Below are 12755 nucleotides of genomic sequence, written 5' to 3'. Positions count from 1 at the left end.
AATACGTTATCAAAATCTATCGACTTTTTTGTTGTTTGTAAAGTTATGAAAATTACTTACTTATGAGTTGACTAAAACAGGTAATTGTAGGCGTTTTAGTACCATTATTGACATCTGCTTTTTGAAAAGTGATTTAATTGATTGAACCTTTGTTGAAATCATTCCCGATTTAGTTGCAACGAATATTCAGGATGAACGAGTAGTAAAATTATTTTCAAACTTAAATTTTAGTGATATGGCAAGACAGAAAGGCATAATTAAATTGAAAGGTACTATCGGAGATATTACATTTTACAAAACCAAAGATGGCCATTTGGCACGTGAAAAAGGCGGCATTGACGCCAGCAGAATTGCAAACGACCCTGCGTTCCAGAGAACCCGTGAAAATGGTTCTGAATTTGGCAGAGCAGGGAAGGCGGGAAAAACTTTGAGAACCGCATTGCGGACTTTACTTTTGAATTCTGCCGACAGCAGAATGGTGAGCCGACTCACTCAAGCTATGGTCAAAGTAATCCAAGCGGATTTAACCAACGAGAGAGGTTTACGTAATGTAATTGATGGCGAAGCAGAGTTGCTTGTGGGATTTGAGTTCAATATCGGTGGAAAACTGGGTACTACTTTATTTGTGCCGTTCGTTGGAGGAATTGATAGAATTAGTGGTGCTATCACTGTTGATTTGGATTCCTTTATACCTGCTAATATGATTGCAGCTCCAAGAGGAACAACTCATTTCAAAATTATATCGGCCGGGGCTGAAATTGATTTTGAAGCAGAAGTTTTTGTTTCTGCCACTTCAGAAACTGCCATTCTTCCTTGGGATATGGTTCCGACTGTTGCTATCACTCATTCTAATGCGGTAACTCCTAACAGTACAAAACCTTTGTTTTTAGCTCTTGGCGTTGAATTTTATCAAGAGGTAAATGGTAGAATGTATCCATTGAAAAATGGCTCCTATAATCCATTGGCATTGGTACAAGTTAGTGGACTTTAAGGTGGTTCTAGTATTGTCCAGAACTTATTTCCCTGAGGGAACTAACGGAAAACTTGCTTGTGATGGCGAGTTGATTTGTTGTACCATTGAATTGCCGTGGAGAGAAAATGAAAAGCGGGTCTCCTGTATTCCGGAAGGCTACTATTTATTGCGAAAGCGATACAGTCGGAAATTTCAATGGCATATTGAAGTGGTTGCTGTAAAAAACAGAAGTTCTATTTTGTTGCATCCTGCTAATAATGCCATGAAGGAATTGAAGGGTTGTATTGCTACTGTAACGCAATTTTCTGGGGTTGGTTTAGGTTTGCAATCGCGACAGGCTTTTGCAAAAGTGAAAAATTTAGTTTATGAAGCTTTGGAGCAATCTTCAATAGTTTCATTAATTGTTCAATCTTAAAATTTATATTTATGAATATTGTAAAAAGAGCGAAAGCTCGAACTCCTAAATTTTTTAAAGTATTGCGAAATATCGGATTGGCATTGGCAGCCGTTGGAGGTGTTATTTTGACTGCGCCCATTGCCTTGCCAGTAGTTATCGGTTCGGTCGGAGGGTATTTGGCGGTTGTCGGAGGAGTACTATCGGCAGTAAGCCAGCTTACTACGCGCTATGAGGAAAATCCTTATCGAGTAGAGGATGACTACTAGTAATCCTGCCCTGATGGGTACCGCAGGAGGCACTTTTTTGAGTGTTTTACCGAATTTGCATTCGGAAGATGTTTTGAGAACTGTTTTATTGGCTGGTATTGGAGCAATTGTCAGTTTTGGAATATCAATGGCGCTCAAATTTATAATTAAGAAGTACCAAAAATAGTTTGGCTTCGGTTATAGTAATCTAAAGTTAAAACAAAGTTAAGGCCCAAACCGAAAGGAATGGGCTTTTCTTTGTTTTGATAGTGGTTGCTCTTTCTTTTGTCTTGATTATTCACGAGTTAATAATTTATTGGAGTTCGTGAATCTTTGATTTCAAAAGAAACAAAAAACTGTTGGTATTGCTATTTTTTTATTTGAAGACAATCTTTACTTTTTTCCTTGATGAAAAGTAACAAAAAAATATTCATGGGTATTATTGTTTTTTGGTATCCATGAATCTTCGATTTCAAGCCTGAATATTTTTATCCCAAAAATCATTGGACGCATTTTCCTATCGTAACCCCAGCCGTTCATGCTGCACACTCAACTCCGGGGTCACTCCCTGTTGCTAACGCTAAAATTTTTACCGTGATTTGCTGTATGATATCAGGGTAAGTGGAGAACATTATTGTAGGTGTACCGTTGCCAGTACTTTTTTATTGATCAAAAAGATTCTTTTCTTTTGTCTTGATACAAAAGAAACAAAAAATCAAGCCTGAATATTTTTATCCCAAAAATCATTGGACGTATTTTCCTATCGCGACCCCAGCCGTTCGTGCTGCGCACTCAACTCCGGGGTCACTCCCTGCTGCCAACGCTAAAATCCTTACCGTGATTTTTTGTTATAAAAATATAAGGGCGACCAGAGGACGATGATTTAGAGTTTTTTATCTTTTGTCTTGATTACTCACTAGCTAATAATTTATTGGAGTTCGTGAATCTTTGATTTCAAAAGAAACAAAAAATATTCATGGTTTATTATTGTTTTTTGGTATTCATGAATCTTCGATTTCAAGCCTCAATATTTTTATCCCAAAAATCATCGGACACATTTTCCTATCGCAACCCCAGCCGTTCGTGCTGCGCACTCAACTCCGGGGTCACTCCCTGCTGCCAACGCTAAAATCCTTACCGTGATTTTTGGTATGAAAATATAAGGGCGGTTTAAAGGACGTTATTAAGGGTTCATTGTTATTACTGATTTTTCCGAGAATAAAATTTACTTTTTTCCTTGATGAAAAAAGTAACAAAAAAATATTCATGGGTTATTATTGTTTTTTGGTATCCATGAATCTTCGATTTCAAGCCTGAGTCTTTTTATCCCAAAAAGTATCGAATGCATTTTTCTATCGCAACCCTAGCCGCTCATGCTGTGAACTCGACACACAGTTTGGGGTACAAAGGTCTTTAATTTGCTTTTTTCATTTCCGTGATAATCTTATCTGTTCTTCTATCAGCATACATTCTGTTTAAGGAACTAAAAGCCCATATACAAGCAGGAATCCAACCAATAATTGTGATTTGTAAAACTAGACAAAAGATTCCCGATACAATTTTACCTTGTAATAGCAAGGATAACCATGGCAGAAAAAATACTAAAACGTATCTCATATTTTTTTATTTGTAAAAGCAGAAGGATTTGAACCTTCGACCGCCTGCTTAGAAGGCAGGTGCTCTTTATTTGTGGGATAGCTTGTTGATCAAACTCATAATATACTTTAAACTAGTGGAGGACATAAGTTATGGTCTTGTTTTCTAGTTTGATTATTTCTTACTTTTTAATAAGTCAGGTACTGCAATAACAGGTAAAATAATTGAACTCAAGAATGTGTCTTTCCATAAAGTAAATGCCATACCCCTTAAAGTTGAATAGGAAATCCCTAAAAGAGTACAAACAAAAACACCACTAAACAATGGTTTTTCATTATTTATTTGATAATGGTCTTTCAAATCTTCTATTTTGAAAAAGAAATCAACTTCATAATTACCACCTTGATTTATTGTTTTTTCATCAATAACTGCACTAATATCCAGGAAAAGTCTGATTTTAACAACCTCTTTTTCCAAGTTATGCATCATGTTATGAGCAATATTTATATCGTAAGTAGGTTTTTTTTCTAATTTTTCAGAAACTAAAAAAGTATTTTCTTTTTCCCATCTAATATTATTTAAATGAATCTTAGATGGTACTATTTCATTATTATCCATAAATTATGATACTTTCTTATCTAAACCACTTTCTGTTGCAAAGACCTCTGAATTTTCAAATAGTGTATCTTCCAATTCTTCTTCTTGATTGATATGAACTTTTAAATAAACATATTCTTTTTGAGCCTCTATATGAATAATGTCTTCGCCTAATACTGTTTCAATTTTAGTAATTGTTTTGGTAGTAAATGTGTGTGTGCCTGTTAGCCATTTGCTTATTTCAGATGGCTTTTTCACAAGCATACGCGCTAAATCAGCGGGTTTTAAACCTCGATCTTTAAGTAGTTCTTGAATTTTGTTAGCAATAGCAAGATTCTTTTCTACAAGTTTTGCTATTTCAGGGCTTCCATTTTCATCAAGCCAAGTGTCAATACTATTATTTTTGGGAAATTTCATAATTTTTAGAATTGTAGTTTAAAATCATCTTCACAATCGATTTCTGTACAATCATCGTTCCAAACGATGTCTTTGTTTGCAAAAGCGCTGTCAATCGCTTTTGTAAGTTTGTTTGCTAATCTGAAATGTTTTCGAACATTTGGACAATCTTGTGCATAATGGGCAGTTTTAATATCGCCATTAAATAAAAACACTACATTTTCATTGGCTCTTAAGCAATACAGACGGATATTGTTTGCTTTCTTTTTGCCGTACTCGGTGTAATGAGGTTTTCTCTCGATACCTTTGGGAGGTAATGCCGAAGCATCAGCAGTTTCTCCTTCGGGTCTAAATAAATGAGACTGTGCGCCATATTTATTTCCTATTAGTTTGATCCAATCCAACACATGGTTTAATTTCTCTTTGTTAGTGATTGTATGATGCGCTATAAACTCCTCAAAAAGAGAAATTTCATTACTTTCTATACAGACAGAATAATAAGAAACCTTATTATATTGTGCTATTGGTTTTATACGTGCAAAAGTATTCACTTATAAGTTATTTTCCAAATTATTATTCACTTTTAAGTTAATATTGCTAAATTAACTTGTTTGACATATTGTTTTGGTTCTGTAATGCTTAGTTTGGTGCAAATTCCACTGCTATTGACTATCCAATTTCAATTTAAAGTGAGCACCTGATTTACGCTATTTAGCTTGGATTGTAAATAAAATTTTTTTAAGCTGAAATCACAATACCCACATTTAGTGATATTTGATCTCAATTAGAAAATACAGTAACAAAGTTTTTTCAGATTGTGCATGGATTACAAACCCGCTTTTATTCTTTTTTGAATTGGTTTTGATCTTCTGAAAAATTTAATAGAATTACCATGCTGCTTTTGAATGGATTGAATGAGGGTTCGTATTTTATATATCCTTTTTCGTTTAGTTCTCTCATGCATTTGTGATAGGTTGCTTTTGAGCAAATTTTACTAATAAGCATCACTTCATCTCTGGTTATGTTTATTGGGTTTTGAAAGCGATTTATATTCCAATATTGGAATAATGCAATGTATAAACTGATATGAGTAGGGTTGAGGTTTGGATCTTGTATGATGCGGTCAAAGAAACCAGTGAGGTGTTTTATGTAATTCATGCGAAAGTATTCAGTGTTCAGTTTTTAGTATTCAGTTACAATAACCGCAAGAAGTGCGAAGCTGACTAGATTATTTCGTCAATTCTGGCAAAGCCCTCGTGTCCTCCTTCGTCGGGATGAGTGGATTGCTTCGTTCACCGCAATGACTGGCTATTTAAATAGAGTAGGTGTATTACTGACTTTGTTGTTTTCCAGTAATTTATCGATGTCTTGATTGTCATAATAGATAATGCCGCCGATTTTGCTATAGGAAAGTGTTCCGTTTATGCGGAGGTTTTGGAGTGTTCCGGGAGAAATGTTGAGTAATTTCCTGACTTCTGTTGATTTTAGCCATTTTTTGGATTGCTCGTTTGTGCCTTTAAGTATTTTTGTAATATCTTCTAAAAGAGATTTACGAAATTCATAGAGGTCTGCTTTAGTGAGGATTTCGATTGCCATAACTTTCGTTTTATATTGTTATGGTGCAAAATTGGTGGGATTGGTTGTTTTTATATCACAAGTGGTTCACAAGTTGTGAAAGAAAAAACGGGTTTTTATTTTGAATTGGTTGAGGTTATTGAGCTCTTTTTATTAAAATAACTATTGGGGTTTCATTATATTTTTTCTTTTGTCTTGATATAAAAGAAACAAAAAATCAAGCCTGAATATTTTTATACCAAAAATCATCGGACGCATTTTCTTATCGCGATTCCAGCCGTTCATGCTGCGCACTCAACTTCGGGATCACTCCTGCGGCCAACGCTGAAATCCTTACTGTGATTTTTTGGTATGGCAACTACAAGGGCATGTATATGGTTTATTGCTACTACTGATTTTTCCTTGAAGAAAATCTTTACTTTTTTCCTTGATGAAAAAAGTAACAAAAAAATCAAGCCTGCAAATGAAAAGCTTGAAAACTACCTTGAAGTTCCGTTCCGCACCCCGAGCCGTTTGCCCTATGGGCTCAACTCGCGGAGTGTTGCCACTTCACTTCTTCGTTGTTTTCTATGCTTTTTATTTAAGGGCGAGCCTAAGAGTGGAAATTTTAGTTCTATTGTGCTTCGTTTTTACTGTTCAAAACAGTTTTCAAAACGCAGTCGGCTCCGGGATCACTCCCTACGGTCTACGCTAAAATCCTTACCGTGATTTTCTGACCTAAAAATATAAGGGCGGTCTGAGGACGTTATTTTAAGTTTACTGCTATTTCCATATATGAAAAATATTTTTTCTTGATTACTCACGAGTTAATAATTTATTGGAGTTCGTGAATCTTCGATTTCAAGCCTGAAAATGAAAAGCTTGAAAATAATCTTAGATATTTACCTGACTGCCACTGGCAGTCCTCCTTTTAATTTCAAATGTTCCGCACCCCGAGCCGTTCGCCCTATGGGCTCAACTCACGGAGTGCTGCCACTTCACTTCTTCGTTGTTTTCTATGCTTTTTATTTAAGGGCGAGCCTAAGAGTGGAAATTTTAGTTCTATTGTGCTTCGTTTTTACTGTTCAAAACAGTTTTCAAAACGCAGTCGGTTCCGGGATTACTCACTACGACTAAGATGTCCCAGATGTTGCTATTGACTTCTTAATTTACTGATGAAGTAGGTGGGAGAGAGGCCTGTTCGGTTATTGAATGCCCGTGTGAAGTTTTGGGTGGAACCGAAGCCGGATTCTTCTCCCAATGCCTTGTTGGTGTAGTTGCGGTATTTGTTTTCGTTTTTGAGTAATTCTATAATATGATCAATCTTTAAATTGCTGATATAGTCAACGGTTCCTTTGTCACGGTAGCGTGCTATAATTTTTGAAGCGTATTTCATATTGGTGTTTAATATGGAAGCCATTTTTGCTAAAGTCATGTCTTTTTCGAGGTATTTTTTATTGCGCTCAAATTTTTCGAGATTTTTTAGAATTGCGACAACTAGTTCAGGATTGATATCGAGTTCGGTTTCTTTACTGGTATTGTTTGAAACTAATGATTGGGTCGTTTCGGGTTTGCGATTCATCAATTCTTCAAATAATCTTTTATTTTTATAGTGTCTGTACACCAATACCGCTATGATTACTGTCATTATGGTAATTATAATGGTCCAGTATTGTTCAATGTTTCTTTGAGTTTGAATTAAATTTTTTGTGTCGTATTCTTTGTGTATTTTCCCTGAAAGGTATTTGTAATCCTTAATTAACACTTGGTCTACTTTTGAAAGAGCTGTGACATAATATAACTCTAATTCTTTGTCGTTTTGTTGCTGATAATAATCAATTAATATTTCATAGGCTTCCCGTAAATCAGGACGTATGTACTTTTGTTTTTGGAACGCTTCATCAATCTTTTTTAAGTAGGGTAGTGCCTTTTCCTGTGACTTTTGAGCCCAGTAGCTTTTACCGATGTAAAAATAGGCGGTCGTTTCGTTTGTAAAGTCTTTATTATTTTTTACAGTAGGAAGTGCCTTTGTCAATTTCTTTATTGCGTCAGGATAATTGTGTTTGAAATACTGATTTACACCTTCGGAATGGATGAAGTAGGACTGCATTTCTACGTTTTTAAAACGCGGACCCTCACTTAGCCCCAACTGATTCATCTGGCTGCATAACTTATATTTACCTATGCGGTTGTAAGAAAGCCCTAAAGAATGAAGTGTATTCAGATAGGCACGGCTATTTTCTTCCTTAAAATAGCCAAGACATTCTTTAAATAATGCTATTGCCTCATCGTAAAACCCAAGGTAATATTTGATTTGAGCAATGCCATATTTTACTTTGTAAATTTGGTATTGGTCGTTTGTCTTTGAAATGTATTCGTCTGCTATCAGGTAGTTGTCGAGTGCTTTCATTTGCTCTTTACGGTCATAATACACAGCTCCTCTTGTCATGTAGACCGATCCGATTAATTCAATGTCGCTAGTCCGTTTTGCTATTGCCACCATACTATCGGCATATATAAGCCGTAACTTTTTGTCGTTTTTATAAATTAAAGCTTTATAAGCCAGCGCCATTTGACCGAAGTTTTTCTCCTGTTTTGCTTTTGCTAACCATGACCGTGCATACAGTCGTTATTTAATACTGTCCTTTTCTTTATAGATTATGTTTTTGCTAAAATATTCATAGTCTTTAGTTAAAAGACTGTCTGGAATGGCAAAATTCTTTTGTTGTGCATAGGTATTATAATACAGGCATACCCATAGTATAAGTAAGTATTTTTTCGTCATATTTCTAAGAGATTGGGGGCTTACTGATTAGAAAGTACACCGTTAATATGCCTAAGGCTCTATTTTGGTAAAATAAAAGTAACTAAAATAATTTAAAAAATGCAAGAATTACTTTAGTAAATACTCTTTTCGTCTTTCTGAATGTAACCCATTGGATGGTTACTGTTTATTGTAAAATGTTCTGTGTTTAATTCGGGAATTGCATATAGTAGATTCTCGAATTGAACAGTTGTTGGCTTGTCAGGAGAAAAACGTCCCATTAGTTTTGCCTTGAATTCAAACGGTTTTGTTATGAGGAAAACCAACACCAACACTGTTCAGATTACCCCGGGAGAAATGAACTGATGAAGAAAAGTAATCAGTAACATTTAAAACATTAACCAAGATGAAAAAATTCTATTCCTATCTTAACACTTTAATTTGTGTTTCCTTTTTGTATTCTCTTAATTCGTGTACAACCGATACTTCTTTTGTATCGAGTGATACCTCAGAAAGGGTCGATTCGAAGAGCGCGATTAATTATTATGCCACCAGAAAAGGGGATGCAATGCCCGCCAATACCGAGAACCCCTATGACTCAGCCGGGCAAATTTATAATGAGTTATTTAAAACCTACTATGCATCAGATAGCTTGCCGAAAAGTATTTCGACTATCGCCAGTCGTCTTGATTCTATAGTCCGTACCAACAGTGCATTTAATAATATAAAAGGAACGGACTTTCATTCTTTATCAGCAGATTGGATCGCCAATGTCATTTCGCATAGTACTACCAGTTTTTCGGATAGCATTGCGAATTCTGAAATGACAGCAGTTGCGAAATTAAGTCTTACTGATTTTATTCATTCTTTGCTATTTCTTTCTAAGCAGGAAGACCGCTATTACGTACTGTATGATTTTGTTGTCAAATATGAAAGAGGTATTCTTACTGATCCGCTACTGACCGAAATGGATAAACAAATTATTCTGACGACTTCATCGATTGCCCGATATTCTACATTTTTGACTAAAACGGAATCGGTAATGGCGATTGACCCTGACTGGGGTATACTTGTAGGTCATATTATTGGTGGCGGTACCGAAAGTACTAATTAAAAAGCTGAAGTGTTAAATAAAGGATTGATTGCCTGATTTTTAGGCAGTTTTTACAAGCAAAGCTAAAAGGCTGCTCCATTTTGAGTAGCCTTTTTTAATTTTCATCTGCATCATCCATGCGGATTATGAGTTTGTTTTTGAGTGTATTCAGAAATTTTGTTCTCTCGGATTTTCTGTTTCGGATTTCCAGAAAAACCCTGTTGAACTGTCCCAAATTAATATTTAAAGCTGACTCGAAAAAGGTTGTGACTTCTTTGAGTCCTGTAGCTCCGTTATTAAAAACACCCTCTGTATGGAGTGCATAAATCAACTCGATCAGTTCTACTTTTGATCCTGTCCATTTCTGATTTTTAGGGAATGGGGAAGGTGATTGTTTTTTTATTGCCTTTCTTCCTAGTTTTGCGATTTGCTCTTCCAGAAATTTTTTTATCTCATCATTGGCCAGTATACGTGCCACTTTATAGTCATGTGAGGTAGCGAAGCGGTGGTCTGCCTGAAAATAGAAACTGTCAAGCATTAGCTTTAGATCATATTTATCCCTTATGAAATATTTATTATCGAGGTAGTTGTTACCCGTGCGGTAGTAACGGTAAAACTCCTGATTCTCATCAAAAAAGACTTTTAATTTAAGGAGTTCGGCTTTGTAATATTTGCGTATTGTTTTTTGAGAACCCAACGGCCTGTTGGTTTCGATAGTATAGATTTTGTTATAGTAAATCAATTTGCTGGCAAACTTTGGCTTGATGTCCCGAAAGAATTCAATTTCCTCCTTTTTGTTCAGCGGTTTGTATTTTATGAAAAAGCTCTTCAATTTCTCTAAGACTGCAATGGTACTCTTTATTGCCAACTCAGCGGATTGTAACTGATTTTCTGTTTCCAGGTGGATTGATTTTAATTGATGTTCTAACTCGGACATCAACGATTCAGCAAACAATTTCATTATGGCTGTTTTAGATTTACATTTGACTGATTCAGTAATTGAATCGAGAGGCAAATCTATTTGATGGTTGGTTGGGTTGCAAATGGTGTGGTGTTCGATTCCCGAATTGAATAGCGAAATTCCCGAATTGCATACTTTGTTTTTTGTACTAATGCGGTGATTATATTTTATATTTACCGCAAAAATGCGGTGATAACTGTACGTTAATCACCGCATTTATAAATAAAGCGATATTGCAGGCTATAAGTTGTGAACTAGTAGCTTACTAGTAAAAAAGAATAGCATATCTTATAATACTAGTTGTACTCATTTATTTTATTTTTAAAGCGTTAAATCAGTAGTAAAAAGCTTCTGGGTTATTTTTTTTATTTTGTAATTTTTTCAATTTTCTCCATCAACATTACAAACCTTTCTTCTCTTACCAATGGATGGATGTGCATAGCTAAAATTTCGTTTGCTTGCGGATGGTTTTTTATGACGTTTATTTCTTGTTTTATGTATGTTCTAACATCTTCATCGGCAGTTAGTATTTCTTCTACAATTGAGGTTCTGTTGTCTAATAGGTAGATGATGTCTTCGTAATCGTGACTACCGTAGAAATCATTTGCGCCTCTGTCTTTAAATGCTTCTAATTTTGTGGCAAGGAAGTAGGGTGAAGGTAAAATGTTTATATTAACTCCTTCTGGCAATTCAATTTGTTGTAGGTATTTAAAGCCTGGCTTGTACCATATATTAGAAACTCCGATGCTACTGTCTTCTGCGGGCATTATGTCTATTGCTATTTTATCATATTTGTATGAACAAATAGAATGTCCTTCAGGATCTGGATAAAATTTTAATTCTGCCAAGCGTTCTTGCATTTGTGCCCATTCGTTATAGTTAGCTAAGTTTATGGTCATGTCTATATCTGAAGTCGGTCTGATTTCTTCTGCAGCTGGGTCATCGGTGTACAAGCTAATCACTGCTCCACCAATGAATACCATTTTTTCTCTCAGTTCTTCCAGGCCTATTGCTACTTGAGCTACTAAAGCTAGATTTATTATTTTATTGTGCATTTAGTATTCTTTTTTCCAGTTCTTTTTTCGCTATTTCTTTTTCTCTTACTCTACCGACTCTCAATGCATCGACCATTGCTAGTAATTCGTATAGTATGTTGTCTTTTAGTACTGCTTCTACTACTGTATTGAATAACGGTTCGATGGCTTGACCTCTATCATTTCCTCTAGCGTAAGGCCAAACATATTTTTCTGAGGCATTTATAATTTTATTTAACGGTTCTGCAGAATGCGCTGTCAGCACACCTCTTACTATTGGTCCAGGGTGTTGTGGAAACGCATAGCTTATGCCATGGATAATAAATTCATTGAATGCTATACGGTTTACTTTTTTTCTTGCGTCATCAATTAAGCCTGCATATTTTGAACGATTGAGAGATTGGCTGACTTCTGATTGGCTCATTCCCAATTCTTCTGCCAGTGTATGGTGAAACCAGTCTTTGTTTCCTAAAGCGATAATCTTTAGGAGGATTACTATGTCTTGTGGCTTTAGATTATTTTTTATTTGTGACATTTTCTTTATATTGCATATTGCGATATGCAATATTACTTAATATTTACTTATAAAACAATAGCTTACGATTTCATATCGCATATCGCGATATGCGATATACCTCGATTGGCTATAACAAATTGAGTTAAGGTTAATTATTTAAATACTATGTGTAAAATATGATTCTAAGTATGTATTGACTTCAGCTAAAACATTCTGATATTCTACAATTAATTCTTTAGTATTTTTTTTCTTAATCTCACCGCTTGAATTCATTATGTCTAATTGAGTTGATATGTTCTCTAAATTCCAAACAAGGTTTCCTTCTTTATTGGTAATAGTTATTGTTGCAGATTTTGCTAATGGCAGGTGCGCAAAAGCATTTCTTGTATTCATTAAAGTTTGAACTTTACTTATCATTTTGTTATCAAATGAATCAATATTTCTTAAGATTTTCATTTTGGCACCCGTGCTTACAATTGAAGAGTTAAGGACAATCGTTTTAAATTCATGCTCTGTCCCGTCCTGAAATAGCGATACACAAAAAAGATCGTTATGGAAGAAAACATAAATTATGTAAAACGCACCCAACGCGATTACAGTATGTCTTTAAAGCTTCAAATTGTTAGAG

The 12755-nt window shown here is 35.2% G+C and carries 17 protein-coding genes; 5 read left to right on the top strand and 12 right to left on the bottom strand.

Going from position 1 to position 12755, the window contains the following annotated elements; genetic code table 11:
• The first annotated feature begins 235 nt into the window (after positions 1-235).
• From ACM55I_RS10135 to ACM55I_RS10120, 4 genes are read left to right on the top strand one after another with little or no spacing between them, the layout of a single operon-like run.
• Positions 236-991, top strand: coding sequence for a hypothetical protein (locus ACM55I_RS10135; RefSeq protein ID WP_416846645.1), 756 nt, complete (start codon positions 236-238; stop codon positions 989-991).
• 1 nt (position 992) lies between these two features.
• Complete coding sequence (locus tag ACM55I_RS10130) at positions 993-1388, top strand: DUF5675 family protein (RefSeq protein WP_416846706.1); 396 nt, start codon at positions 993-995, stop codon at positions 1386-1388.
• Between the two features lie 11 nt (positions 1389-1399).
• Positions 1400-1636 carry a hypothetical protein gene (locus ACM55I_RS10125; protein ID WP_416846644.1) on the top strand — a complete coding sequence of 79 codons (237 nt, stop codon included), beginning with the start codon at positions 1400-1402 and terminating at the stop codon, positions 1634-1636.
• The gene (locus tag ACM55I_RS10120) at positions 1626-1802 is read left to right on the top strand and encodes a hypothetical protein (RefSeq protein ID WP_416836377.1); all 177 of its coding nucleotides are present in this window, start codon (positions 1626-1628) and stop codon (positions 1800-1802) included. Before ACM55I_RS10125 ends, ACM55I_RS10120 begins: the two co-directional genes overlap by 11 nt.
• A 1226-nt stretch (positions 1803-3028) precedes the next feature.
• On the opposite strand, the gene ACM55I_RS10115 is transcribed toward ACM55I_RS10120, so the two are convergent.
• The 8 genes from ACM55I_RS10115 to ACM55I_RS10080 all read right to left on the bottom strand — a co-directional run bounded on the left by ACM55I_RS10115 (position 3029) and on the right by ACM55I_RS10080 (position 8848).
• Positions 3029-3232, bottom strand: a complete 204-nt coding sequence (locus ACM55I_RS10115) for a YqaE/Pmp3 family membrane protein (RefSeq protein ID WP_416846643.1) — start codon at positions 3230-3232, stop codon at positions 3029-3031.
• A 153-nt stretch (positions 3233-3385) separates the two neighbouring features.
• Complete coding sequence (locus ACM55I_RS10110; protein ID WP_416846641.1) at positions 3386-3829, bottom strand: hypothetical protein; 444 nt, start codon at positions 3827-3829, stop codon at positions 3386-3388.
• Between the two features lie 3 nt (positions 3830-3832).
• On the bottom strand, positions 3833-4225 hold the full coding sequence (locus ACM55I_RS10105; RefSeq protein ID WP_416846640.1) for a helix-turn-helix domain-containing protein: 393 nt from the start codon (positions 4223-4225) through the stop codon (positions 3833-3835).
• 5 nt (positions 4226-4230) lie between these two features.
• On the bottom strand, positions 4231-4755 hold the full coding sequence (locus tag ACM55I_RS10100; protein WP_416846639.1) for a hypothetical protein: 525 nt from the start codon (positions 4753-4755) through the stop codon (positions 4231-4233).
• Between the two features lie 289 nt (positions 4756-5044).
• On the bottom strand, positions 5045-5362 hold the full coding sequence (locus tag ACM55I_RS10095) for a hypothetical protein (protein WP_416846637.1): 318 nt from the start codon (positions 5360-5362) through the stop codon (positions 5045-5047).
• A gap of 150 nt (positions 5363-5512) precedes the next feature.
• A complete protein-coding gene (locus ACM55I_RS10090; protein ID WP_416846636.1) occupies positions 5513-5800 on the bottom strand; it encodes a helix-turn-helix domain-containing protein in 288 nt (95 codons plus the stop codon).
• A gap of 1111 nt (positions 5801-6911) precedes the next feature.
• The gene (locus ACM55I_RS10085) at positions 6912-8330 is read right to left on the bottom strand and encodes an AraC family transcriptional regulator (protein WP_416846635.1); all 1419 of its coding nucleotides are present in this window, start codon (positions 8328-8330) and stop codon (positions 6912-6914) included.
• A gap of 326 nt (positions 8331-8656) precedes the next feature.
• Positions 8657-8848 carry a hypothetical protein gene (locus ACM55I_RS10080; RefSeq protein WP_416846634.1) on the bottom strand — a complete coding sequence of 64 codons (192 nt, stop codon included), beginning with the start codon at positions 8846-8848 and terminating at the stop codon, positions 8657-8659.
• 80 nt (positions 8849-8928) lie between these two features.
• Here ACM55I_RS10080 and ACM55I_RS10075 point away from each other — a divergent pair, with 80 nt between their 5' ends.
• Positions 8929-9636: a hypothetical protein gene (locus ACM55I_RS10075; RefSeq protein WP_416846633.1), complete on the top strand. Its 708-nt coding sequence runs from the start codon at positions 8929-8931 to the stop codon at positions 9634-9636.
• Between the two features lie 94 nt (positions 9637-9730).
• Here ACM55I_RS10075 and ACM55I_RS10070 read toward each other — a convergent pair whose 3' ends face one another.
• The 4 genes from ACM55I_RS10070 to ACM55I_RS10055 form a co-directional block, all read right to left on the bottom strand.
• Positions 9731-10576 carry an RteC domain-containing protein gene (locus tag ACM55I_RS10070; protein ID WP_416846631.1) on the bottom strand — a complete coding sequence of 282 codons (846 nt, stop codon included), beginning with the start codon at positions 10574-10576 and terminating at the stop codon, positions 9731-9733.
• A gap of 365 nt (positions 10577-10941) precedes the next feature.
• Positions 10942-11631 carry a nucleotidyl transferase AbiEii/AbiGii toxin family protein gene (locus tag ACM55I_RS10065; RefSeq protein ID WP_416846630.1) on the bottom strand — a complete coding sequence of 230 codons (690 nt, stop codon included), beginning with the start codon at positions 11629-11631 and terminating at the stop codon, positions 10942-10944.
• Positions 11621-12145 carry a hypothetical protein gene (locus ACM55I_RS10060; RefSeq protein ID WP_416836371.1) on the bottom strand — a complete coding sequence of 175 codons (525 nt, stop codon included), beginning with the start codon at positions 12143-12145 and terminating at the stop codon, positions 11621-11623. The genes ACM55I_RS10065 and ACM55I_RS10060 overlap by 11 nt, the downstream gene beginning before the upstream one ends.
• A gap of 138 nt (positions 12146-12283) precedes the next feature.
• Positions 12284-12520 (bottom strand): hypothetical protein, encoded by a 237-nt coding sequence (locus tag ACM55I_RS10055; RefSeq protein ID WP_416846629.1) that lies wholly within the window; start codon positions 12518-12520, stop codon positions 12284-12286.
• Positions 12521-12755: the final 235 nt, after the last annotated feature.

It is taken from the genome of Flavobacterium algoris, assembly GCF_048158525.1.
GTDB classification, from domain to species: Bacteria; Bacteroidota; Bacteroidia; order Flavobacteriales; family Flavobacteriaceae; genus Flavobacterium; species Flavobacterium algoris.
Note: the sequence above shows the minus strand (reverse complement) of the source record. Positions and strands in the feature narration are given on the sequence as shown.